At 69.9% G+C, this 23,819-nt stretch carries 22 protein-coding genes; 7 read left to right on the top strand and 15 right to left on the bottom strand.

The annotated features are described in order from the left end of the window. Positions 1-28: 28 nt before the first annotated feature. The 6 genes from ACZ67T_RS26145 to ACZ67T_RS26120 form a co-directional block, all read right to left on the bottom strand. Positions 29-976, bottom strand: a complete 948-nt coding sequence (locus ACZ67T_RS26145) for a type II secretion system F family protein (protein WP_469987383.1) — start codon at positions 974-976, stop codon at positions 29-31. 34 nt (positions 977-1,010) lie between these two features. After that, entirely contained in the window at positions 1,011-2,348 is a 1,338-nt protein-coding gene (locus ACZ67T_RS26140; protein WP_469987381.1) for a CpaF family protein, read from the bottom strand. An 8-nt stretch (positions 2,349-2,356) separates the two neighbouring features. Beyond that, a complete protein-coding gene (locus ACZ67T_RS26135) occupies positions 2,357-2,782 on the bottom strand; it encodes a TadE family protein (protein WP_469987603.1) in 426 nt (141 codons plus the stop codon). A 38-nt stretch (positions 2,783-2,820) separates the two neighbouring features. After that, entirely contained in the window at positions 2,821-4,416 is a 1,596-nt protein-coding gene (locus ACZ67T_RS26130) for an AAA family ATPase (RefSeq protein ID WP_469987379.1), read from the bottom strand. 155 nt (positions 4,417-4,571) lie between these two features. Then, positions 4,572-5,282 (bottom strand): Flp pilus assembly protein CpaB, encoded by a 711-nt coding sequence (gene cpaB, locus ACZ67T_RS26125; RefSeq protein WP_405654206.1) that lies wholly within the window; start codon positions 5,280-5,282, stop codon positions 4,572-4,574. A 58-nt stretch (positions 5,283-5,340) separates the two neighbouring features. Continuing rightward, entirely contained in the window at positions 5,341-6,390 is a 1,050-nt protein-coding gene (locus tag ACZ67T_RS26120) for a hypothetical protein (protein WP_469987378.1), read from the bottom strand. Positions 6,391-6,568: 178 nt separating this feature from the next. Here ACZ67T_RS26120 and ACZ67T_RS26115 point away from each other — a divergent pair, with 178 nt between their 5' ends. Both ACZ67T_RS26115 and ACZ67T_RS26110 read left to right on the top strand, forming a co-directional pair. Continuing rightward, positions 6,569-7,576: a chitinase gene (locus tag ACZ67T_RS26115; protein ID WP_469987377.1), complete on the top strand. Its 1,008-nt coding sequence runs from the start codon at positions 6,569-6,571 to the stop codon at positions 7,574-7,576. A 229-nt stretch (positions 7,577-7,805) separates the two neighbouring features. Further along, entirely contained in the window at positions 7,806-8,357 is a 552-nt protein-coding gene (locus tag ACZ67T_RS26110; protein ID WP_469987375.1) for a hypothetical protein, read from the top strand. Between the two features lie 248 nt (positions 8,358-8,605). Here ACZ67T_RS26110 and ACZ67T_RS26105 read toward each other — a convergent pair whose 3' ends face one another. The 7 genes from ACZ67T_RS26105 to ACZ67T_RS26075 all read right to left on the bottom strand — a co-directional run bounded on the left by ACZ67T_RS26105 (position 8,606) and on the right by ACZ67T_RS26075 (position 15,423). Next, positions 8,606-9,295, bottom strand: coding sequence for a hypothetical protein (locus ACZ67T_RS26105; protein ID WP_469987373.1), 690 nt, complete (start codon positions 9,293-9,295; stop codon positions 8,606-8,608). 33 nt (positions 9,296-9,328) lie between these two features. Further along, positions 9,329-10,681, bottom strand: a complete 1,353-nt coding sequence (locus tag ACZ67T_RS26100) for an Nramp family divalent metal transporter (protein WP_469987371.1) — start codon at positions 10,679-10,681, stop codon at positions 9,329-9,331. Positions 10,682-10,741: 60 nt separating this feature from the next. After that, complete coding sequence (locus ACZ67T_RS26095; protein ID WP_469987369.1) at positions 10,742-11,314, bottom strand: hypothetical protein; 573 nt, start codon at positions 11,312-11,314, stop codon at positions 10,742-10,744. A 304-nt stretch (positions 11,315-11,618) separates the two neighbouring features. Next, positions 11,619-13,100 (bottom strand): GntP family permease, encoded by a 1,482-nt coding sequence (locus tag ACZ67T_RS26090; RefSeq protein ID WP_469987367.1) that lies wholly within the window; start codon positions 13,098-13,100, stop codon positions 11,619-11,621. A gap of 117 nt (positions 13,101-13,217) precedes the next feature. After that, on the bottom strand, positions 13,218-13,628 hold the full coding sequence (locus ACZ67T_RS26085) for a RidA family protein (protein WP_469987365.1): 411 nt from the start codon (positions 13,626-13,628) through the stop codon (positions 13,218-13,220). Then, positions 13,625-14,437, bottom strand: a complete 813-nt coding sequence (locus ACZ67T_RS26080; RefSeq protein WP_469987363.1) for an IclR family transcriptional regulator — start codon at positions 14,435-14,437, stop codon at positions 13,625-13,627. The genes ACZ67T_RS26085 and ACZ67T_RS26080 overlap by 4 nt, the downstream gene beginning before the upstream one ends. Beyond that, entirely contained in the window at positions 14,434-15,423 is a 990-nt protein-coding gene (locus tag ACZ67T_RS26075; RefSeq protein ID WP_469987602.1) for a sugar kinase, read from the bottom strand. The genes ACZ67T_RS26080 and ACZ67T_RS26075 overlap by 4 nt, the downstream gene beginning before the upstream one ends. Before the next feature lie 219 nt (positions 15,424-15,642). Here ACZ67T_RS26075 and ACZ67T_RS26070 point away from each other — a divergent pair, with 219 nt between their 5' ends. From ACZ67T_RS26070 to ACZ67T_RS26055, 4 genes are all read left to right on the top strand, one after another. Beyond that, entirely contained in the window at positions 15,643-16,941 is a 1,299-nt protein-coding gene (locus ACZ67T_RS26070; RefSeq protein ID WP_469987361.1) for an amino acid deaminase, read from the top strand. 121 nt (positions 16,942-17,062) lie between these two features. Continuing rightward, positions 17,063-18,661 (top strand): N-acyl-D-amino-acid deacylase family protein, encoded by a 1,599-nt coding sequence (locus ACZ67T_RS26065; RefSeq protein WP_469987359.1) that lies wholly within the window; start codon positions 17,063-17,065, stop codon positions 18,659-18,661. Positions 18,662-18,784: 123 nt separating this feature from the next. After that, on the top strand, positions 18,785-19,996 hold the full coding sequence (locus tag ACZ67T_RS26060) for a pyridoxal phosphate-dependent aminotransferase (protein ID WP_469987601.1): 1,212 nt from the start codon (positions 18,785-18,787) through the stop codon (positions 19,994-19,996). A 92-nt stretch (positions 19,997-20,088) separates the two neighbouring features. Next, positions 20,089-20,496, top strand: coding sequence for an SCO4983 family protein (locus ACZ67T_RS26055; RefSeq protein WP_469987358.1), 408 nt, complete (start codon positions 20,089-20,091; stop codon positions 20,494-20,496). Between the two features lie 116 nt (positions 20,497-20,612). Here ACZ67T_RS26055 and ACZ67T_RS26050 read toward each other — a convergent pair whose 3' ends face one another. Continuing rightward, on the bottom strand, positions 20,613-21,704 hold the full coding sequence (locus ACZ67T_RS26050; RefSeq protein WP_469987356.1) for a tetratricopeptide repeat-containing glycosyltransferase: 1,092 nt from the start codon (positions 21,702-21,704) through the stop codon (positions 20,613-20,615). Positions 21,705-21,975: 271 nt separating this feature from the next. Beyond that, positions 21,976-22,281 (bottom strand): hypothetical protein, encoded by a 306-nt coding sequence (locus tag ACZ67T_RS26045; RefSeq protein WP_469987355.1) that lies wholly within the window; start codon positions 22,279-22,281, stop codon positions 21,976-21,978. A 388-nt stretch (positions 22,282-22,669) separates the two neighbouring features. On the opposite strand from ACZ67T_RS26045, the gene ACZ67T_RS26040 reads away from it, so the two are divergent. Further along, positions 22,670-23,563 carry a hypothetical protein gene (locus ACZ67T_RS26040; protein ID WP_469987353.1) on the top strand — a complete coding sequence of 298 codons (894 nt, stop codon included), beginning with the start codon at positions 22,670-22,672 and terminating at the stop codon, positions 23,561-23,563. Positions 23,564-23,819: the final 256 nt, after the last annotated feature.

Raw genomic sequence — 23,819 nt, 5'->3', positions numbered from 1 at the left:
CGGATCACTAGGAACGCGGACGCCCATGTCAGACCTCGATCTTCCCGAGCCGGCGGATCACGAAGAACCCGATCCCGTACAGGCCCAGCGAGACGAGGATCAGTGCCTGCCCGACCGGCGATCCCGTCACCCTGGCCAGCGCGCCCTCGTTCGACGAGTTGATCAGGAGCAGGGAGCCGAGGCCGAGGAGCGGCACGGTGAACGCGGTCGCGTTGACCTCGGAGAGCATCGTGCGGATCTCGCGCCGGGTCTCCTTGCGGTCCTCCAGGGTCTGGGTGAGGTTCCGCAGGGACGACACCACCGAGCCGCCCGCCTTGTTGGCGAGGACGAGGGTCGTGACCAGGACGACGAGTTCGCGCGACGGGAGGCGTTCGGCGAGCTCGCCGAGGGTGTCGTCGACGGTGCGGCCGAGCGCGAGCTGGTCGGCGACCATGGACAGCTCCTCGCCCGCGGGCGCCTCCAGCTCCTCCGCGGCCATCGCGAGGGACGTGCGCAGGGCGAGCCCGGCGGCGGTGGCGTTGGCCAGGAGACGGGCCACGTCCGGGAGTTGGTTGATGAACGCCTCGATGCGCTTCTGCCGCTGCCAGTTGAGGAAGATCACCGCGCTCCACACGCCGACGAGCCCGGCGATCGGCCCGAAGAAGGGCGCGAGGGCGGCGGACGCGATCAGCCAGAGGGCGACGACCACGGCGAGTACGTACGTGAAGAACTCCCCCGCGGTCAGGTCGAGCCCCGTCGCGGACAGGCGCAGATGGATGGCGCGGCCGAGCCGGGTGCGGCGCAGCCTGCGGTCGACGGCGGCGAAGCGCCGTACGCGGCCGGAGGCGCCGTGCGGCCCCGCGCCCGACAGGCCGTCGAGCCGGTCGACGAGGGCCTGGCGCTGGGCGCGGCCCGACGCGTACGCATGGAGGCCGGCGACGGCGAGTGCGCAGGTCAGGATGGTGGCGCCGAGGGCGATGAGGGCGCGGTCGCTCATGATCCGCCACCCTCGCCGACGGGTCGCTCGGTCCTCATCCGATGGCCTCCCTCGTGTTGCGTCCGTCGATGCCGTCCAGCACGCCGAACGCCGGCGGGATCGGCTCGTTCGCGACGTACAGGCGCTCGGCCACGCGGCGCGGCAGCGGCAGATGTTCGAAGGTGCCGCGCACGCGGTGGTCGTGACCGAGCGGGTGCGGCACGAAGCGGGAGACCGTCGAGATCCTGAACTGTTCCCGGCCGTGCGAGACCAGCAGGGCGATCTCGGTGACCTTGCGCGAGCCGTCGGCGTGCCGGGTGAGCTGGACGAGGACGTCGACGGCCGAGTTGATCTGGTCCTTGAGCGCCTCGAACGGGATCTGCACCTCGGACATGGACCCGAGGGTCTGCAGGCGCATGAGCGCGTCCTCGGCGGTATTCGCGTGGACGGTGGCGAGCGAGCCGTCGTGACCGGTCGACATGGCCTGGAGCATGTCGAGGGTCTCGCCGCCTCGGACCTCGCCGACGATGATGCGGTCGGGGCGCATGCGCAGGGAGTTGCGGACGAGGTCGCGGATGGTGATCTGGCCCTTGCCCTCGACGTTCGGGGGCCGCGATTCGAGGCGGATCACATGGTCCTGCTGGAGCTGGAGTTCCGCCGAGTCCTCGATGGTGATGATGCGCTCGTGGGGCGGGATGAGGCCGGAGAGCGCGTTGAGGAGCGTGGTCTTCCCGGAGCCCGTACCGCCGCTCACGATGACGTTGAAGCGGGCGCGGACGAACGCGGAAAGGAGCATCAGCATCTGCTCGTCGAGGGAGCCGAGGCCGATCAGCTCGGGCAGGGTGTAGGCGCGCGGAAAGCGGCGGATCGTGAGGGTGGCGCCGGTGAGGGACAGCGGCGGGATGATCACGTTGACGCGCTCGCCGGTGGGCAGGCGGGCGTCGACCATCGGGTTCGACTCGTCGACGCGCCGGTTCACCGTGGAGACGATGCGCTCGATGGTCTGCATGAGCTGTTCCTGCGAGGCGAAGCGCAGGGGGAGCTGCTCCACGCGCCCGGCACGCTCCACGAAGATCGCGTCCGGGCCGTTGACCATGATCTCGGTGATGGACGCGTCGGCGAGCAGGGGTTCCAGTACGCCGAGCCCGAGCGCCTCGTCGACGACGCGGCGGACCAGCTGACTGCGTTCGGAGGAGGAGAGGACCGGGCCCTCGCGGCTGATGATGTGGCCGAGGACGCGTTCGAGACGGATCCGCCGGTCGGCCGCCGCGAGGGACGACATCTCGGCGAGGTCGATCTCCTCCAGGAGTTTCGCGCGGTAGACGGCGACGAGGCCGTCGTCGCGGGAAGGGCCGGGCTCCTCGCGGACCGTCACCCGTGATCGCAGGCTCATGGTGCGGCTCAACCCCCGTCCGGGTCACGGTCGTTCGGCATGGTGGCGGTGCGCCGCACGTCCCACTGGTCGTCCAGGAACGGGACGAGGACCGGGACGTGCACGGTGACGGTGGCGGTGGTCGTGTCGCCGCCTCCGCCTCCGGCGTCGATGTCCGCGTCGAGCCAGCCGCTCATCGCGGCCTGCCCGGCGCCGGTGCCGTCGCCGCCCTGCGACTGCACGCGGGCGGCGGCCCTGGCGCCGGAACCGGCCTGGTTCGCGCTGTAGCCGACGAGGCCGAGCTGGATGGCGGCCATGCCGATGAGGAGGAGGAACGGCAGGAACCCGGCGAACTCGAGGATGGAGACGCCTCGGTCGTCGGTGCGGAGATTGCGGCGGGGGGCGTTCTCCGTGCGCGGGCGCCGGGCTCCGTCGACACCCGTCCGAGTGGACAGCCGGAGACGGCCCACCGCGTCGCCCGAGCGCCGGCGCCTCACGGCGCGACCCCCTGGTCGTCCTCCCTCGCCGCGCCCGCCTCGCCCTTGACGGTCCACCCGGCGTCGATCCCGGGGAAGAACACCGGCACCTCGAGCTGCACGGTCGCCTTCATCACCGAACCGTCGGGTCCGCAGGTGATGGCGGCGCCCTGCCACGCGCCGGGCAGATTCTTCTCGCCCGCGGTCTGGCACGCGCCCGCCGTGTCGCCGCTCCCGGCCTCGGCGGAGGTCGCGGCCCTGGCCGCCTCGTCCGCCGCGTTCCCTGCGAGCGAGTACGTGTACCCGTACAGGACGCACTGCCACAGCAGCCCCATGACGACGAGCAGCAGCGGGAACATGCCCGCGAACTCCAGGGTGACGGCGCCCTTGTCGCCGCCGCGGCGACGGGCGCGGCGGCCGGACTCCGGCGCGGCGCCGTCGACCAGGCCGAGCTCGCCCGCGAGCCCCCACAGCGCCTGCTTCACCGTCGACCGGCTGTCGAGGTCCTGCATGCGGCCCGCGTCGACCGCGCCCTGGAGCTCCTTGAACCCGGCGGGCACGCTGGCGCGCGCGACCCGGGTACCCGTCACACGCTCCACGAGCGACGCGGTGATCTCGGAGCCGCGCGCGTGACGGTTGATGACCGTGACGGTCTCCTCGGCCTTACGGATCTGGAGGCGGTCCCACATACGGATCATGCGCTTCGCGGCACGTACGGCGACGACGTCGGGGGTGACCAACAGAACTGCCTGGTCGGCGAGTTCGACGGCCGCCGCGTTCGCGGACCCCATCTGCGTACCGCAGTCGACGACCACGAGGTCGTAGCGGCTGCGCAGCGCCTGGACGACCTGGCGGGCCACGCGGTCGGTGACCTCCTCGCCGCGCTCGCCGTCGGACGGCGCGAGCAGGAGGCCGAGGCCGGTCTCATGGGTGAAGACGGCGTCCTGGAGGACGCGCGGGGTGATGTCGCGGATGGCGGCGAGGTCGGCGACGGAGCGGCGGAACTGGACGTCGAGGTACGACGCGACGTCACCGGACTGGAGGTCGAGGTCGAGGAGCGCGACGGAGCGGCCCGACGCCTGAGCGGCGAGAGCGAGTTGGACGGCGGTGACGGTGGTGCCGACGCCGCCCTTCGCGCCGGTGACGGTGATGACGCGGCCGCCGGACGCGCCGGCCGTGATCGCCAGCTCTCCGCCGGTGCCGAGGTGCCTGCGCATGCCGCCGGACCAGGACGCGGCGGCCTGCACGCGCTCGGCGAGCGCGTCGTACCCGAGCGGGAACCCGACGATGCCGCGCGCGCCCGAGTCCATCGCGGCGGTGAGCAGGGCGGGGCTGGTGTCGGCGGTGGCGAGGACGACGCCGACGGCCGGGAAGCGCAGGACGAGGTCCCGGATCAGTTCGAGGGCGGGCACGGGCCCGATCCGCTCGTGGACGAGGACGACCTCGGGCAGTTCGTCGAGCGACTCGGCGGCGAGCCGGGCGAGGGTGTCGAGGAGGGCGGTGGAGTCGGCGACGGGCGGCGCGGGCTCGGCGTCGGGCAGCTGCCCGAGCAGCGTGACCAGGGACCGGGCGGCGTCCAGGTCTCCCACCGCGGGAAGAATACGGATGCTCACAGTGCGGCTCGCCTCCTCTCTGATCTGAATCTATTTGTCGGCTTTGCCGGGCTACGTATTGCTGGTCTCTGGCCTGCTGGTCTCTGGCCTGCCGGTCTCTGGCCTGCTGATCTCTGGTCGCTGGACTACTTATCGGTGGACTACTGGTCGCTGGGCTACTTGTCCTCGTCGAGGGTGTACGAGCGGTCGCCCGGCGGGACGGCCGCGTCGCTGCCCGCGGCGACGAGGGCGAGCCGGACGTGGGTCGCGAACGACTCCGCGTACGCGACGCGCTGCGCGTCGGCGGGGTCGAGGGCGAACGTGATCGGCACGGCCTCGCCCTGCCGGCGCCGGCCGTTGTCGCCGCCCTGTTCGTCGATGGGCGTGAGCTTGCCGACGTCCATGACCTCCGCGTTCTCGACGATGACCTTGGACTGGTCCTTGGCCTTCTCGTTGGCGGCCTTGAAGGTGGCATAGATGTTGACCTTCGACCCGGGCGTGATCTTCCCGGCGACGCCGGTCTCGGCGTCGATCATGATGGCGATCTCCTGCTGCCCGTCCCGCAGTTGGGGCCGCGCGACGATCATGTCGGTCTGGAGCAGGGACCCCTTCTTCAGCGTCGTGACGGCGATCTTGCCGCGGATCTGACCGAGGCTGGTGACGGCGGTCTTCGAGAGCCACCGCTCGGGCATCTCGACCTTCTCGAACCGGTCGGCGGTCAGCTCCTTGTAGGGCGCGACATCGTCCTTCAGCCGGTACGCCGCGACTTCCGGGCCCACCTTCGAGTTCACGTCGCGGATCACCGAGAGGACCCCGGCGAAGGCGCCGACGGCGCACAGGGCCGAGATGACCAGCAGGATGACGCCGCGACGCTGACGTGAGTTCATGGACCGGACTACCTCGTGGGGATCTCGTTGGGGATCGCTTGGGGGGTCACTTGGGGGATCAGGATCGGGCGGCGGGTGGCAGGGCGGCGCGGGCCGGTCCGGTGGCGGGGGCCAGGGCGGTGGCGGGCGTGAGGCCGGCGGCGGGTGCGAGACCACTGACGACGCCGCGGCCGCCGGGCGGCTTTGCGGCCGGGGCGGGCGGATCGGCGAGCGGCGCGGCGCAGAAGCCGCAGCGGTCACCGATGAGTTCGAGGCCGCACCAGTGGCACACCTCGCGCCGGACGGACGAGACGAGCTGGTAGAGCACGGAGATGTCGGGGATGGCGGCCGCGAACTCGGCGAGCTTTCCAGGGTTCCCCGGCTTCCCGGTGGCCCACCAGCGCCCCGACTCGGCGGGCAGCCGGGTCTCGACGGCGCCCTGCACCTGCCAGGCGGGCGCGAGGGTGCCGGTGATCCAGTCGGTGGGCTGCTGCCCGGCGGCGTAATACATACGGGTGCCGAAGGCGGGCCCGCCCAGCCGGGGCGGCTCGGGTCCGGTGAGCCGTACGAGTTCGGGCTGCGGGGTGGCGAGTACGGCGAACTGGGCGCCCGGCACCCACGACTTGGCGTGGGAGGTGAGGCTGACGGGGACGCGGTCGAGGCGGGCGACCGAGCCCAGTACGGCACCGGCGTAGATGTAGTGGGCGAGGAGCCGCGCGGCGGAGGCGAGCACGCCGGGACTGAAGTCGCACATGGTCAACTGCCGCAGCTGGAGCACGAGTACGGAGAGTCCGAGCGGCGGCAGGTCCGGCCGCAGGATGGCGATCCGGTCACTCTCCAGCACGGAACGCACAGCGTGCAGCCGGTGAACGACCAGGTCAGGCACAGAGGCCGGGCACAAGGCGATCACATAGCCGTGGTGTTCGATCAGGGTGTGCATCTCGACGATCGCACGATCGAGGTCGTACGGCTCCGCCCTGCCGCCCTTGCCCTCGGCCGAATGCAGCACGGCGGCGGACGGCGTATGCCGGTCGGACGCGGCGAGGACCAGGTCCGGGCTGGTCACGGCTATCGCGGTCGGCACGCTCGCACACCCCCCGGTCTCTGTGCACTCCTGTCTCAGCACCATATCCGCGCATTGCCCGCCCAACACCCAACTTCCTGGTGTTCACCGGGTGGTTGCCCTGGCGGCCGTCGCGGCCTGGCCGGGAACCAGTAATTCCAGAGGTCTTGACAACCCAAATGGTCTGGACCAGTTTGTACACCCAGCAACTGCCCCTCCCCCCACATCTGAACCGGAGGCAGCAATGGCACGTGCGACGACAAAATCCGCGCGGAAGCGTTCATTCCTGGCGGCGGCACTGACCACTCTGGCCCTGGCCCTCTCCGGCACGGCGACGGCCACCGCGGACCCCGCCGGGGCGGCCGCGGCACCCCCGGCCCACGCCGTCACCGGCTACTGGCAGAACTTCGACAACGGCGCGACGGTCCAGAAGCTCAGCGACGTACCGGGCGACTACGACATCATCGCGGTGGCGTTCGCCGACGCCACATCGACGCCGGGCGCGGTCGACTTCACGCTCGACTCGGCGGGCCTCGACGGCTACACGAAGGACGCGTTCAAGGCCGACATCAAGGCGAAGCAGGCCGCCGGCAAGTCGGTCGTCATCTCGATCGGCGGCCAGAACGGCACGGTCTCGGTCAATGACGCGAACTCCGCGACGAACTTCGCGAACTCGGTCTACTCGCTGATGCAGGAATACGGCTTCGACGGCGTCGACATCGACCTCGAGAACGGCCTGAATTCGACGTACATGACGCAGGCCCTGAAGTCCATTGCCGCACAAGCGGGTTCGGACTTCGTCCTGACGATGGCCCCGCAGACGATAGACATGCAGTCGACGTCGGCCGAGTACTTCAAGACCGCACTGGCCGTGAAGGACATCCTGACGGTCGTCAACATGCAGTACTACAACAGCGGTTCGATGCTCGGCTGCGACGGCAAGGTCTACAGCCAGGGCTCGGTCGACTTCCTGACCGCGCTCGCCTGCATCCAGCTGGAAGGCGGCCTGGACCCGTCCCAGGTCGGCCTCGGCGTACCGGCCTCCACCAGCGCGGCGGGCAGCGGCTACGTGTCCCCGTCCGTGGTCAACGCGGCCCTGGACTGCCTGAGCAAGGGCACGAACTGCGGCTCCTTCAAGCCGTCGAAGACCTACCCCGGCCTGCGCGGCGCGATGACCTGGTCCACGAACTGGGACGCGTCGACGGGCAACGGCTGGTCCTCAGCGGTCGGGCCGCACGTGCACGGTATGTAACCCCCCTCCCCCCTTCCCCACTTCCCCCCCGCCCCTCCGACCGCAGCGCCGCCGCTCCCCCGGCGGCGCTGCCGTGCGTCCCGAATGCAGTCGACGCCACCCACATTCCATGGCACGTCCCCTTCAAGCTTCCGCACCGGCACCCGGCCGGTGAGCAATCTTGAATTCGTTCCGGGAGAATCGCATCACGCCTGCGCGCCGTGCAGGCGCGTGAGGGTGAGGGTTGGTTGTGAAGAAGATTGCCGGCGGGGTCGCGTTGGGTGCCGTGGTTGTCGGGGCCGGGGTCTGGGGTGCTCTTGGGCCGGGCGGCACTCGGGAGTCCCGGGCCGCGTCGCCGGACGCCTTCAAGCTGTGGGCCGCGGCCGCCCATGCCGCCGTCGAACGTGAGGGCGGGACCGCCACCTTCAACCAGAGCGGCGGCAACGGAGTCTCCGGCGCTCACCAGCTCGGCCTGCGCAACGGCGGCCACGCCACCATCCGTATCCGCGATCTCGACCAGTCCCCCGAGAAGGCCACGATGATCGAAGGCCGTACGTATTCACTGACCTTCGCCTGCGCCGGTTCGGGCAAGTTCACCGTTCACGCCGTCGGCGCGAAGGGCATCCGGCGGGACATGTACTGCACGCCCGTCAGGAAGATCGAGACCGTCAGCCTCAATCATCTTGAGGGCAGTCACACAGGCGGGCACCGGTGGGACGGGCGCATGGACCTGACCATCACCACAGACGGCGTGCAGGGCGTCCTCTCCTGGCACGCCGCCCAGATGTTCGTCCCGAGCTGACAGCGCCCGGCCCGCCGTACGCCCACGCCGTGGCATTCGGGCCACCACCCCAACGCCACGGCCCGCCGCACGAGCGCATCGACGTCATCGACGAAGACGTGCAGCGGGTTCGCCGGCGGCGTCGGTACACGGAACAACGACCCCTCCGCGTCACCCAGCCGCGACACGGCCTCTGGTGATCGGCGGATTCGGGCCACGCCTCCCCCGCCACCGAGGCCGTCCAACGGCCCAGATCCTCCGATCCACGCCTACATCGCCGGCGAAGCCTCGCCCGCGCCCGTGCCCTTGTCCGCGTAGCGGCCCGCCCGTACCGCGGCCGTCGCGCACACGAACGTCGCCGCCAGCAGCGTCCACTCCAGGGTCACCATCCAGCCCGGGACCAGGTCGTACGTCTTGCCGTCCGCGTAGACGCATGTCGTCTGCGCGGGGAAGGGCGTGCGCCGGACCGACTCCGCCCGTTCGTAGATGCCCGTGGTGAACGCCGAGCACGTCTGGAGGGGGTCACTCTTCGGGGAGCCCGTGATCAAGAACGCGAGAGCGTAGAGCGCGGCGAGTGCGGCGGCGCCGGTGATCGCCAGCCTGCTCAGGCGGGACGCCGCCTTCGCGCCGCGGATCCCGGTGAGTTCCAGGGCGAGTGCGCCCAGGCCGGACACGGTCAGGACCACGACCGCCGCCCAGAAGATCCAGACGAGGGCGCCGGCGCTGGAGAGGGTCGTGCCGTCCTCGTACACGCAGCTCACGTCGGGCGGGAAGCTGCTCTCCTCCAGGCGGAAGTTGCCACCCGGGCCGATCAGCCCCTGGGCGCAGCGCTCGTCCTGCTCGGAGATCCCGCTGACGAGCCAGGACACCAGCCACACGACGAACGCGGCCCCCAGGGCGATCCCGAAGGCCCCCCACAACCGGTCGGCGTCACGCTGCGATGCACGTATGTTCGGCATGACGCGGGAGCCTAGCCCGTGCCCGGAGAGAACTCAGAAGAAGTCCGACCAGGGCTGGTCCCAGACCTGCTGGGCGCACAGGACCACGAAGAGCAGGCCCGCCACCGTCAGCATTCCGTTGCTCAGCCAGCTGTTGCGCCACTCCCGGGGTGTGCGGGAGGAGTTGAGGAGCCAGATCAGGGTCAGGGCCAGGAAGGGCATGAAGGCCGCGCCCAGCACTCCGTAGAGGATGATCAGGCGGAACGGCTGGCCCTGGAAGAGGAGGACGATCGGGGGGAAGGTGAGCCAGAGCAGGTAGGCGCGGAACGGCCAGCCCTTCTCGCGTCGGCCCGTCGCCACGTCCTCGCCCGTCACCGATACCCGGTCCGCGCGGACGCGGGTGCGGCGGTAGCGCTCCACGAAGTCCGCGAACATCAGGCTCACCCCGTGCCACACCCCGATCAGGGACGTGAACGACGTGGCGAAGAAACCGATCAGGAAGAGCTTGGCCGTGGCTGTGCCGTACTGGGTCTGCAGGATGGCCGTCAGGTCGATCAGGCCCTTGTCGCCCAACGCGATGGACGTGTGTGAGGCGTGCAGGAGTTCCGCCCCGACGAACAGCATCGCCACTACGAAGATGCCCGTCGTGATGTACGCGACCCGGTTGTCCAGACGCATGACCTTCATCCAGCCCGCGTTCGTCCAGCCCTTCGCGTTGACCCAGTAGCCGTACGCCGCAAGCGTGATGGTGCCGCCGACGCCGCCGATCAGGCCGAGCGTGTTGAGGACCGAGTCCTTCTCGTCGGGCAGGACCGGGAGCAGGCCGGCGAACGCGTCGCCGAGGTGCGGCGTGACCCGGATCGCCAGGTAGACCGTCACGACGAACATGACGCCCACCAGGACCGTCATGACCTTCTCGAAGACGGCGTACTTGTTGAACCAGACGAAGGCCAGGCCGACCAGGCCGCAGATGATCGCCCACGGCTTGATCGACCAGTCGGCGGGGAACAGGTCGGGGAACAGCGCCTGGAGCGGGAGCGCGCTCGACGACATCGCCGCCGCGCCGTACACGAAGCCCCAGACGACGACGTAGACCACGAAGAAGTACGTCGTCCAGCGGCCGAGGCTCGCCCAGCCGTCGAACAGGGTGCGGCCCGTCGACAGGTGCCAGCGGCCCGCCGCCTCCGCCAGGCTGATCTTGACCAGACAGCCGATCACGGCTGCCCACAGCAGCGTGTAGCCGAAGTTGCTGCCCGCGATCAGCGTGGCGACCAGGTCACCGGCGCCGACGCCCGTCGCGGCGACGACGATGCCCGGGCCGATGTACTTCCAACTCGACTTGCGAGGATGCGCGTTGAGGCCTGCGGTGCCGGTGCCTGTTCCTGAGGTGCCCGTGGTGTCCGCCATACCGTCAAGGAAGCGTAAAGCGCGGCAAGGGGCAAGGGGGCTTGCGGGAACTTGTGCCGGTCAGTCCTCGAAGTACGCGTCCAGGACCTTGTCGAGCTCGTCCGCCCACTCCTGGGCGCGCGCCTTGTCCGGGGCCTCCACGTCGTTCGGGTACCAGCGGCTGTCCGGGGTGTGGACCGTGACGGTGAGGCGGCGCCGGGATGTGCCCACCTCGACCGCGCCGATCTCGTCCCAGCGGAACTCGGCCTCCTGGTCGTCGAGCCGGAGCGTCACTCCGGTCGCGTCCGCCGTGATCGAGCCTCGGCGGTCGGAGGCGGTGAAGTCCGGGGCGGCCGTGCCGGCGGAAGCGGGGTCGGTCGGGGCGTCGGCCAGGTCCGCGGCGGGCTCGGCATCGGTCCCGGCGGGCTCGTCCTCCGTCTCGGAGACAGACTCCGAGACCGACTCCGAGACCTGCTCCGGCTCCGTGTCCGGCTCGTCCGCCGGTTCCGACGACTCCGTCGGCTCCGCCTTGTCCAGCGAGGGACCGTTCTCCTCCGGGGCCTTGCGCGGGGGCATGAGGCCGGGGACGGAGGCCGGGTCGGCACCGGCGGCGTCTACGGGCGTGACCTTCTGAGTGTCTATGCGCTGCTCCACGGAGCGAAGTATGGCGGACGAGCCTGTGGGGCGGGAGCCTGAGCCCTGCGGAACGTCGTCGCCACTGCGCGCCGTCTGCTGTGTGCCGGCGGGTTCGTCGCCGACAGTGCCCGAGCCAAGCACGCGGAACACATGAGTAGTTGACTGGTGGTGATGGAAACGATGAGCCTCACCACAACGTCCCTGATCCCTCGGGGCGGTTACGACTGTTCCGGGATCGCGGGCCTCACGCAGTGAGGCGCCGGGCCCGCGGAGCGCTGCTCCGTCGGTCCGGCGCCTCAGCCGTCAGTGCACAGCCCGTGCCCTAGACGAACACGCTGATCACCGCCGCCACCGCGAAGCCCGCCACCGACAGGACCGACTCCAGGACCGTCCAGGTCTTGAGGGTGTCGCGTTCCGAGATGCCGAAGTACTTCGCGACCATCCAGAAGCCGCCGTCGTTGACGTGCGAGGCGAAGATGGAGCCCGCCGAGATGGCCATGATGACCAGGGCCGTGAACGGCTGGGAGTAGTGGCCCGCCTCGATCAGGGGCCAGACGATGCCGGCCGTCGTGACGATCGCGACCGTCGCCGAGCCCTGGGCGACGCGCAGGACCAGGGAGATCAGGTAGGCGAGGAAGATGACGGGCAGGCCCACGTTGTTGAACGTGTCGGAGAGCGCCTGGGCGACGCCGCTGCCCTTGAGGACCGCGCCGAAGATGCCGCCGGCACCGACCACCAGAAGGATGTTGCCGACCGGCTTCAGGGACGCCGTGGACACCGTCTCCAGGGACTTGCGGGACCAGCCGCGGCGGATGCCGAGCAGGTAGTAGGCCAGGAGCAGGGCGATCGTCAGGGCGACGAAGGGGTGGCCGAAGAACTCGATGACCGAGCGGACCGTGGAGGGGTCGAAGGCGATCGAGGAGAACGTGGCCAGGAGGATCAGGACGAGCGGGGTGCCGATGATCGCGAGGATGGTGCCGAGCGGGACCGGCTTCTCGGTCGGCTTCACGCCGGCCTTGTGCTGCTCCTCGACGAGCGCGGCCTTGGCCTCGTCGGCGGCCTCGACCATGTCCTGCGGGACGGGCACGAAGATGCGCTTGCCGATCCACGCGGACCAGACCCAGGCGGCGAGCACGGCGGGGATGCCGCAGACGATGCCCATGAGGATGACCCAGCCGAGCTGCACGTGGAGCAGTCCGGCGGCGGCGACGGGGCCGGGGTGCGGGGGCAGGAACGCGTGGGTCATCGACAGGCCGGCGAGCAGCGGCATGGCGTAGAGGACGATCGACTTGCCGCCGCGCTTGGCGGCCGCGTAGACGATCGGCGCGAGGACGAAGATGCCGACGTCGAAGAAGACCGGGATACCGAAGATGAGGCCGGTGAGGCCCATGGCGAGGGGGGCGCGCTTCTCGCCGAAGAGGTTCAGGAGGCGGGACGCCAACACCTCGGCGCCGCCGGAGACTTCGAGCACCGCGCCGAGCATGGTGCCGAGTCCGATGATGATCGCCACATGGCCGAGGGTGCCGCCCATGCCGGACTCGATGAGGGAGACGGCGTCGGACTTCTGGACGGTGCCGAACAGCTCGGTGACGGAGAGACCGGCCGCGAGGCCGACGGCTATGGAGACCGTCAGGAGGGCCAGGAAGGGCTGGAGTCTGACCTTGATGATCAGGAAGAGCAGAAGGGCGATGCCGAGCGCTGCGCAGGTGAGCAGGCCCGCGGTGCCGCCGATGACCGTCAGGAGACCGCCGGTGTGGGGTGGCAGTGGGGCGGGGGCGGTCGCGGCGAGAGGCAGGAGGGACATGAGGGGGGACCTCGTAATTCCATGCGGCTTTCAGGGCAGGGGGGATCGCGGTGCGGCGCCTCGGGGAGCGGCGCCGCACCGTGACGACGTACGCGGGTTACGGGTGGTGCGAAGGCGTCAGCTCAGGACGGCGAGCGCGTCGATCTCGATGAGGAGACCCTTGGGGAGACCGACGTAGACGGTGGTGCGGGCGGAGGCGGGGGCCTTGAGGCCCTGCTCCTCGAAGTACGCGTTGTAGATCGCGTTCATCTCGGCGAAGTGGTCGACGTCGGTGAGGTAGACGCGCATCATCATGACGTCGTCCCAGGACGCGCCGCCCTCTTCGAGGATCGCCTTGACGTTGGCGAAGGTCTGGAGGGTCTGCTCGCGCAGGGTCGGGCCCGCGGGGGTGGGGGCCTGGCCCTCGACGGCCGGCAGGAAGCCGACCTGGCCCGCGACCTGAAGGATGTTGCCCTTCTTGACGCCGTGCGAGAACTTCGCGGGCGGGGCCGTGTGGGTGGCGGGGGTGAGCGCGGTCTTCTCGGTCATCGTGAAGTGACTTCCTTCGTGGGGGCTTCTTTGGGGGTGGCCTTGGTGGTGGCCTCTTTGGAGCCGGGTACGGCACCGGAGTACTCCCGGCTGATCGCGTCGGCGGTGCGGCGGACCAGCGGGAGCAGGGTGAGGAGTTCCTCGGCCGTGACGACCACGTTCGGCGCGGAGACCGACATGGCGGCGACGACGCGGCCGTCCGCACCCCGGATGGGTGCTCCGATGCAGTTGATGGACTCCTCGTGGCCGCCGAGGTCGGTGGCCCAGCCCTGTTCGCGGACGACGGCGAGTTCCTTGAGGAAGGCGCCGGCGTTCGGGGTCGAACGGGCCGTGTACGTGGGGTAGTCGAGCTTCTCGGCGATGGCGCGGCGCTCGGCTTCGGAGAGATCGGCGAGGAGGAGCTTGGCGACCGCGGCGACCGTGATGGCCACCGGCTTCCCGATGCGCGAGTACATGCGCACGGGGTAGCGGCTCTCCACCTTGTCGATGTAGAGGACCTCGTTCTCCTCGTACACGGCGAGGTGGACCGTGTGGCCGCACTTCTCGTTGAGCGCGGTGAGGTGGGGGTGGGCGATCTCGCGGACGTCGAGGTTCTCGACGGCTTCCTGGGCGAGGGCGAACAGGCGCGCGCCGAGGCGGTAGCGCTGATCGGACTGGCGGTAGACCAGGCCGTGTTCGTGGAGGGTGCGCAGCAGGCGCAGGGCCGTGGACTTGTGGACGCCGAGGCGGTCGGCGACCTGGCCCAGGTCGGCGGGGCCCTCGGCGAGCAGCGGCAGGATGCTCAGCGCTCGGTCGACTGTCTGGCTCATGGCGTACGTACCTCCTCGTCGGCCCTCGCGTCGCCGGCGGTCCAGCCGGGGCCGAGGTGCAGTGTGCCCCAGGAGGCGTCGTCGAGGTCGGCGAGGCGGTCGGCGTGGGCGCGGCTCGGGGGCGCGGCGAGGTCGCCGGGGGTGGTGAGGGCGGCCGCGGCCATGAGGTGGCCGTGGCGCAGACGGGCGGGTACGGGCAGGCCGCGCAGGGCGCCGGAGAGGTAGCCGGCGGCGAAGGCGTCGCCGGCGCCGACCGCGGCGACGACGTCCACGCGGGGGGCGGGCTCGGTGTGGCGTACGCCGTGTTCGTCGTAGGCGACCGCGCCGTCGGCGCCGCGCTTGACGACGAGCGTGGCGGGCTCGGGCAGGGCCGCGCGTATGGCGTCGGGGCCGCCGGTGATGCCCCAGGCGTCCTCGGCCTCGTCCTCGCCGACGAAGACGAGGTCGGCGCCGCGGGCCAGGTCGAGCAGCACGCGGGCGTCGTCGGGGCGGGGCCACAGGCCGGGGCGGTGGTTGACGTCGAAGGAGACGAGGGGCCGGCCGGCGGGCGTGCGCGCGGTGAGGTCGGCGGTGAGGTCGAGGCAGCCGGCGGAGAGCGCGGGCGTGATCCCGGACAGGTGCAGGACGCGGCCGGAGCGGATCGCGGCCAGGTCCATGTTCTGGCTGCTCATCGCGGAGGCGGCGGATCCGGCGCGGTAGTAGGCGACCTCGTGGGCGTCGGTGGCGCGGTCGCCCGCGGTGCGGAAGTAGATGCCGGTGGGGCGGGCGGGGTCGCGGCGCACGGCGGAGGTGTCGACGCCGTACGCGCCGATCGCGTCGACCAGGTGGTCGCCGAAGCCGTCGGCGCCGACGCGGCTGACCCAGCGGACGGTGTGTCCGGCGGCGGCGAGCACGCACGCCACGTTGGACTCGGCTCCGCCGATGCCGCGGTCGAAGGACGGTACGTCGGCGAGGCGCCCGGGTACGGAGGGCACGAAGGTGACCATGGACTCGCCGAGCGTGACGACATCCACGGGTGCGTGGTGCGCGGGGGCGGCGGATCCGGTGGCGGTCACGGTGGTTCGGGCTCCTCGTGGGGTCTGGGCTCATGCCGGCGGGGTCAACGGCTCCGTTGACCCGGCGTTGGCTCGGATGTTAGACAGCAGTAAGCGACATACGCAATGACCGTTGCATCATTTGCAACGGCCTTCTTACGAGGAGGCTCCATGGCCGCCGACAGCGCCGTCAACGCCGTAGCCCGGCTCAGGGATCTGGATCTCGAGCGGGTCGACCACCGCTTCAAGGGGCTGCCCCCGGACGCGGAAGGCCTGACCGTCGGCGAGCTCGCGGCCGAGCGCCGCAACCTCTTCACCGGCGGCTTCACGACCCCGGTCCTCGCCCTCTCCGCCGAGCGCCTGGAGCACAACCTCGCGCTCATGGAGACATATGCCACTCGGCACGGCCTGGCCTTCGCGCCGCACGGCAAGACGTCGATGGCGCCGCAGCTCTTCCACCGCCAGATCGAGCACGGCGCCTGGGGCATCACCCTCGCCGTCCCGCACCAGGTGCGGATCGCGCGCGCCTTCGGCATCCAGCGGATCTTCCTCGCGAACGAGCTCGTCGACGCGGCGGCCCTGCGCTGGCTCGCGGGCGAACTCGACCGCGACCCCGACTTCCGCTTCATCTGTTACGTCGACTCCGTGCGCGCCGTCGAGCTGATGGACGCCGCCCTCGCCGAGGCCGGGGCCACGCGGCCGGTCGACCTGGTCGTGGAGCTGGGCGCGGGCGAGGGCGCGCGCACGGGCGTGCGGACCGAGGCCGAGTGCTTCGACATCGCCAACGCGGTCGCCGCGGCGGACACGCTGCGCCTGGTCGGGGTCGCCGGTTACGAGGGCGAGGTGCCGGACGCGTCGCCCGAGACCGTGGGCGCCTGGCTGCGCCGCCTGACCTCGCTGCTCGTCGAGTTCGACAAGGCGAACCGCTTCGCGGACCTGGACGAGATCGTGGTCAGCGCGGGCGGCAGCGCCTGGTTCGACGCGGTGGCCGAGGTCTTCGCCGAACTGCCCGAACTCTCCGCTCCTGTACTGAAGATGCTGCGCTCGGGCGCGTACGTGTCGCACGACGACGGCCACTACAAGCACCTGACGCCGTTCAACCGGGTCCCCGAGGAGGGCGCCCTGCACCCGGCGTTCCGGCTGTGGGCGCAGGTCGTCTCGCGCCCGACGGCGGAGCAGGCGTTCACGAACGCGGGCAAGCGCGACGCGGCGTACGACCTCGACCTGCCCGAGGCGCAGGTCGTGCGGGACGCCCGCACGGGCGAGGTGCGCGAGGCCACCGGTGTGACGGTGACAGGACTTTCCGACCAGCACGGCTGGGTGCGTACGGAGGGGGGCGAGGACCTGGCGGTGGGCGACTGGCTCGGCATGGGCCTGTCGCACCCGTGCACGTCCTTCGACAAGTGGCAGCTGATCCCGCTGGTGGAGGCGGACGGCACGGTCGTGGACTACGTGCGGACGTACTTCTAGACGGCCGGCTCGTACGGGAGCCCGCTCACCGTCACCGGCGAGCGGGCTCCCGGCACCGGGCCCCACCCCGATCCCCATCGGCCGCCGGCCGGCAGCGCAGAGAGTTGAGAGAGGCACCCCCATGGACCTGGTCATCCGCGACGCACGGATCATCGACGGCAGCGGAGGTGCCTCCTACCGCGCCGACGTCGCCGTCCAGGACGGCCGGATCGCCACGATCCACCGGGAGGGCGCGGCCGGACCGCGTCCCACCGGGCGCCGCACGCTCGACGCCCAGGGACTCGCCCTGTCCCCCGGCTTCATCGACATGCACGCCCACAGCGACCTGGCGCTGCTGCGCGACCCCGACCACAGCGCGAAAGCCGCGCAGGGCGTCACGCTCGAAGTCCTCGGCCAGGACGGCCTCTCGTACGCGCCGGTGGACGACCGCACGCTCGCGGAGGTCCGCCGCGCGATCACCGGCTGGAACGGTGACGGCTCCGACATCGACTTCGACTGGCGCACGGTCGGCGAGTACCTGGACCGCCTGGACCGCGGCATCGCGGTCAACGCCGCGTACCTGATCCCCCAGGGCACCGTCCGGATGTACGCGGTCGGCTGGGACGACCGGGACGCGACGCCCGAGGAGCTCGACCGCATGCGGCAGCTCGTCGCCGAGGGAATGGAACAGGGCGCCGTCGGCATGTCGTCCGGCCTCACCTACACGCCCGGCATGTACGCGAAGGACGCCGAACTCACCGAGCTGTGCCGGGTCGTGGCCGCGTACGACGGTTACTACTGCCCGCACCACCGCTCGTACGGCGCCGGGGCGCTCGACGCGTACCGGGAGATGGTAGAGCTCACCCGGGAGGCGGGCTGCCCCCTCCATCTCGCGCACGCCACCATGAACTTCGGCGTGAACAAGGGCAAGGCGCCCGACCTGATCTCCCTGCTCGACGCGGCCCTCGCCGACGGCGCCGACATCTCGCTCGACACCTACCCGTACACGCCGGGCAGTACGACGCTCGTCGCGATGCTGCCGAGCTGGGCGAGCGAGGGCGGCCCCGACAAGATCATGAAGCGGCTGCAGGACGACGCGACCGCCGAGAAGATCCGCCACCACATGGAGGTCATCGGGGCGGACGGCTGCCACGGCGTGCCCATCGAGTGGGACGCCATCGAGATCTCCGGCGTGTCCGACCCGGGGCTCGCGTCCTGTGTCGGCAAGACGGTCCAGGAGTCGGCCGACATGCGCGGCGAGGCGCCGTGGGTGACCGCGCGCCGTCTGCTCATCGACGACAGGCTGGGCTCGACGATCCTCCAGCACGTGGGCCACGAGGAGAACGTCCGGGCGATCATGCAGCACCCGGTGCACACCGGCGGCAGTGACGGCATCCTCCAGGGCTTCAAGCCGCACCCGCGCGCGTACGGCACGTTCCCGCACTACCTGGGCCGCTACGCGCGCGAGCTCGGCATCATGTCGCTGGAGGAGACGGTCGCCCACCTCACGTCCCGCCCCGCGGCCCGCCTGCGCCTGGCAGACCGCGGCCTCGTCCGCGAGGGCTACCGCGCCGACCTGGTCCTCTTCGACCCGGAGACGGTCGCGGCGGGCTCCACCTTCGAGGCCCCGCGCACCCTCCCCCTGGGCATCCCGCACGTCCTGATCGACGGGAAGTTCGTGATCGAGGACGGGCGTCGCACGGATGTCCTCGCGGGGCGGTCGGTCCGCAGGACGGCGTAACCGCCCCGGACGACCTGGGTGGGCGCGGACCCCCGCGCCCACCCGCGACGACGCCCGTCCACGCCGCCCCACGTGTCCGAAAACACGGAGCGCCCCGCGATGACCGCCCGTAAGCTCACGGGCATGCAGGTGATCCAGTCGACGAAGCTCGCCAATGTCTGTTACGAGATCCGGGGCCCGGTGCTCGAGGAGGCGATGCGTCTGGAGACAGCGGGCCACCGCATCCTCAAGCTCAACACCGGCAACCCGGCCGCCTTCGGCTTCGAGTGCCCGCCCGAGATCCTCGAGGACATGCTCCGCAACCTCGGCGACGCGCACGGCTACGGGGACGCGAAGGGCCTGCTCGCGGCCCGCCGCGCGGTGATGATGCATTACCAGACCCTTGGTGTGGAGACGGACGTCGAGAACGTCTTCATCGGCAACGGCGTCTCCGAGCTGATCGTGATGGCGATGCAGGGGCTCCTCGACGACGGTGACGAGGTCCTCGTCCCCGCGCCGGACTACCCCCTGTGGACGGCCGCGGTCTCCCTCTCCGGCGGCACCGCCGTGCACTACCGCTGCGACGAGCAGTCCGACTGGATGCCCGATCTCGCCGACGTGGAGCGGAAGATCACCGACCGCACCAAGGCGATCGTGATCATCAACCCGAACAACCCGACGGGCGCCGTCTACAGCGACGACATGCTGCGCGGCCTGACCGACATCGCCCGCCGCCACAACCTCCTGGTCTGCTCGGACGAGATCTACGACAAGATCCTCTACGACGGCGCGACGCACACGCCGACCGCCGCCATCGCCCCGGACCTGCTCACCCTCACCTTCAACGGCATGTCGAAGGCGTACCGGGTGGCCGGCTACCGCGTGGGCTGGATGGCGATCTCCGGGCCGCGCGCGCACGCCGACTCGTACATCGAGGGCCTCACGATCCTGGCGAACATGCGCCTGTGCGCGAACATGCCGGGTCAGCACGGTGTGGTCGCGGCGCTCAGCGGACGCCAGACGATCAACGAACTGGTGCTGCCCGGCGGACGGCTGAAGGAACAGCGGGACGTCGCCTACGAGTTGCTGACGCAGATCCCGGGCGTGAGCTGTGTGAAGCCGAGGGGGGCGCTGTACCTCTTCCCCCGCCTCGACCCGAAGGTCTTCAAGATCAAGGACGACCGGCAGATGGTCCTCGACCTGCTGCGCCGCGAGAAGATCATGGTCGTCCAGGGGACGGGCTTCAACTGGCCCGAGTCGGACCACTTCCGGGTGGTCACCCTGCCGACGGTCGGCGATCTGACTGACGCGGTGACCCGGATCGGGAACTTCCTGGACGGCTACAGCCAGCCGTGAGGCCCGTCCACCACCCCCTCGGGGACAAGTCTCAACTTTAGACTGAATCTAAGCTAGGATGGACTTCAAGCTACCCGCCTGGAGGCCATCCCATGTACGAGCCGATCCGCACCAAGTCGGTCCATGCCATGGCCGACCCCGGCGACTTCCCGCACCGCTCCCGCGAGGAGGAGCTCGACATCCAACTCGCGGGGCATCTGGCGGCCCTGCTCGCGGTCACCGACGAACTCGGCCTGGACGAGGTGGGTGACCGCATCGCCGACCAGGTCGCCCGACTGCGCGGCACACCGCCCGCCCGGCACACCGGCCGGACCGATGCACCCGCACTCGCGCTCCACCGACGCGCCCACGCACTCGCGGGCCGCGCACTGGTGGTGGCCGCGTCCCGCGCCGACACGGCGGCCGCGATCCTCGCGGCCGAGCAGATGGACGCGCACACGGCGGCAATCACCACTGCCACCACCCCCGCCGCACCCGCTCGACTGGTCGGCGCCCTCTGACGGCCCCGGTCCGTGGGCCGGGGAGGCGCGCGGACCGGGTGCCATTCATGTACCGCACCTGGCGGCCGTCGGCTCGTCCGCGAGTGCCGGCCGCAAGGCGGAACCGTCGGATCCGGTCAGGCGTCCACGAGTTCCCTCGAACCCAGCTTCTCTTGTGACAATTCGAGGTTGCGGGTCACCCGGTCGAGGTGGTCGGGGGGCACCTTGCCGCCCTTGAGGAGGCGTTGGCTGCAGCTCGCTGACTCCTCATATTCTCCGATCCAGTAGGCGGCTACGGCGAGTTCGTCGAGTGAGTGCCACTCGTACCATTCGAACTCGACGAACAAAATGTCTTTCGGGTACGGAATCTGCGCTGCTTGCCGCGCGAACATGTACGCAAGTGGCCAGCGCTCGCCGTTCATACGGCAATAGCGTGCGAGTTCACCGAGGGCTTCGGCGCGCGAGGGACGGCTTTCGTGCGCGCGGAGGTAGCGGTCGATCACCTGAGTCTGCGGCCGGCCGAGCTCTGCCGCGAGCCGTGCGGCATAGAGGTGAGCACAGAAGACTTCCTCGGCATAGCCGCCCATACGTGCCCGGCGGTCGTAGGCGGCGAGTGACTTTTTCGGCTCTCCGGCATCGCGCCAGCTCTGGGCTAGGTAGAAGACGTAGCGGGAGTTGTCGGGTTCCTTGATCAGACCATTCTGGAGGATCTTGGCGTCCCGGAGGTACTTCTTCCGCTGGCCTTCTTCCTTCAGGCGTGCGCCGCCTCCGACCGAGAGGATATTGGCGCCCTTGAACGTCCCGAGGCTGAACGACGTTCCGCACTCGATGTACTCGTGCAGGACGCCGACGTAGCGCCATGGCAGCCGAGTCGAGACCAGAGCCTGGCGCCAGTGGATGAGCGACCCGCTGTGCAGTGCGACACGGTAGGCGTCGTGAGTCAGCTCCGGCACGCGAAAGCCGGGTTCCACCTCCATCAGGTCGTCGGCGTCGATGAACAACAGATAGTCGGCTTCGGAGCGTGCCAGGTCGATCGCCTCGCTGCGGCTCCCGTCGTATCCCTTCCAGGGACTCTCGTGCAGGGCGCCGGGCAGATCGCTGAAGACGTCACGGATGACGTCCTGGGTGCCGTCGGTCGAGCCCGTATCCAGGATGACCCAAGTGTCGATCAAAGGGCGCACGGATTCGAGGCAGCGGCGGATGACATGGGCCTCGTTCTTGACGATCATGTTCAAGCAGATCGTTGATTTCACAGGTTTCATCCAGCTCGTGAGGTAAATCAGCGAAACGGAGAGGCATCTGACTGCACAACGCTGGCCAGTCAGGCGCGTCGAGTTGACGCAAGAAGGGGCACGCGACACTTTTCCCGCGGCAACGCAGCGCAGGTTCGGGCTCTATCGCTTACGCGCCAGCAGTGCGACAGTCAGACCACTTGGGGAGGCCGTCCCGTAGGTGGTGTACTGCGCACGCAGCGCCCTGGCCTCATTCGCAGGGACGACATTAAATGGATCGGATTATTGCCCGGCACCACCACCCAGATTCGACTCTCGCCTCAAGAGCCGCCGTTCCGCTCATGGCCAGCGCCGAGGGCGTGCGCATGGCTGTCTCCGAGTCGCCGAAGACAGCCATCCACCCGTGCATCAGAACGTAGTACGTGGCATGCACCGCGTCGACGTTGTGCAGCATCGCCAGAGTCTGGCCCATGCCGCGACGGGCCACATCCGAGGTGACGAGCTCATCGGTGCCCAGCTGAGGGCCGTCGATCCGGAGGAACGCGATCGCCAGCGTGGTCAGCGCCGGCCCCATCCATAGACCGACAGATGCCCCAAGGGGTCGTGCCCTCCCTGTGGTCTCCGGCTGAGTCTCTGCGTTCTGAACAGGGCTGGTAAGGGTTGTCACGGAAACAGTTTTAGATCCGCCGCATTGCCGTACGGGACAGCCACGGACAATGAAAGCCGTCATTCGCCTGATCGGCTCCCAGGCGTGGCGCCCCCAAACCGATAATCCCACTCTTTCGCCGACCGGAGTAGGCGCAGCACACCAATGGATCTCTTATGGGTTTTTTATGCTGGGCCATTGTATTGATCGTTTTGCGCACCACTCAACCGCATTGCGCTTCCTGTCGAAAGATCCCCAAGGAGGCTAGAAGGAGCTTCCAGACAAATCCAATCGGTTCCCCCAAGGAGTAATACAGATGAGTCCTGAAAACGGGACCCCCTCCGGTCTGGGCCCGCTTCCCCGGCACGGCAGGTGGCTCGCTGGCGGTGCGGTGGCATCGCTGGCCGTCGTGATGCTCGGCTTCACCAGCCCCGCGCTGGCGGTCGCCGCAACGTCGCAGACCGCCGTGACCCCGGCAGGCGCGCAGGGCACCGACAAGTGCAAGGACAAGGGGCACCGCTACGGTGCTGCCGGTGTCCTGGCCGACAAGGACAAGGACAAGTGCAAGGGGAAGGTCGGTCCCACCGGTCCGAAGGGCGACACCGGACCGAAGGGCGACACCGGACCCCAGGGCGACACCGGACCGAAGGGCGACACCGGACCCCAGGGCGACACCGGACCCCAGGGCGACACCGGACCGAAGGGCGACACCGGACCCCAGGGCGACACCGGACCCCAGGGCGACACCGGACCGAAGGGCGACACCGGACCCCAGGGCGACACCGGACCGAAGGGCGACACCGGACCCACGGGCCCGTGCATCGAGTGGGACTCTGTCATCGAGGACGGGTCCCAGTACGACGCCGTGCTCTTCGAGAACACGGTGTACGCCTCACAGGGGGCCCCGGGTAACCCCAGCTTCTTCGCGCTCGAAAACACGCCAGCCAACGCTTGCAGCCTCGGCGTGGCACTGGACGAGGGAGACACCAGCACGACGACGGACGACGTCCTCTACATCAAGGTGCTGTCCACGGATGGCTTCGTCTACCACACCACGTGCACCACCACGCCGTTGGTCTGTAATCCGTTCCCCGCGACCGCGAGCGCCAGTAACATCCCGATCACGCCCCAGAGCCGGGGGGCGGGGAGCGCCCCGAAGATCCCTGGGAATCTTTCCGTGAAGCAGCCGAGGATGGGCAAGGTTTCCTGACGCGCTGACCCGGTCAGAACCTTGAGGTGATGTGTGCCGCGAGGCGTCACGCCGTCGCGCCCAGCCGAACGCTGTCGACCGTCCACCCCGCCAACCGCTCGCTCAGCGACAGGCCAAGGCCCGGCTGGTCGGGCAACTGCATCTGCCTGTCTTTCAGTTGCAGCCGTTCGTTGAGCAGGGGCTCCAGCTACGCGAAGTGCTCCACCCACGCGGTCCACGGATACACCGCCGGGAGATGCAGATGCACTCCGTCACG

The sequence above is a fragment of the Streptomyces sp. NPDC107517 genome, assembly GCF_055582645.1.
Note: the sequence above shows the minus strand (reverse complement) of the source record. Positions and strands in the feature narration are given on the sequence as shown.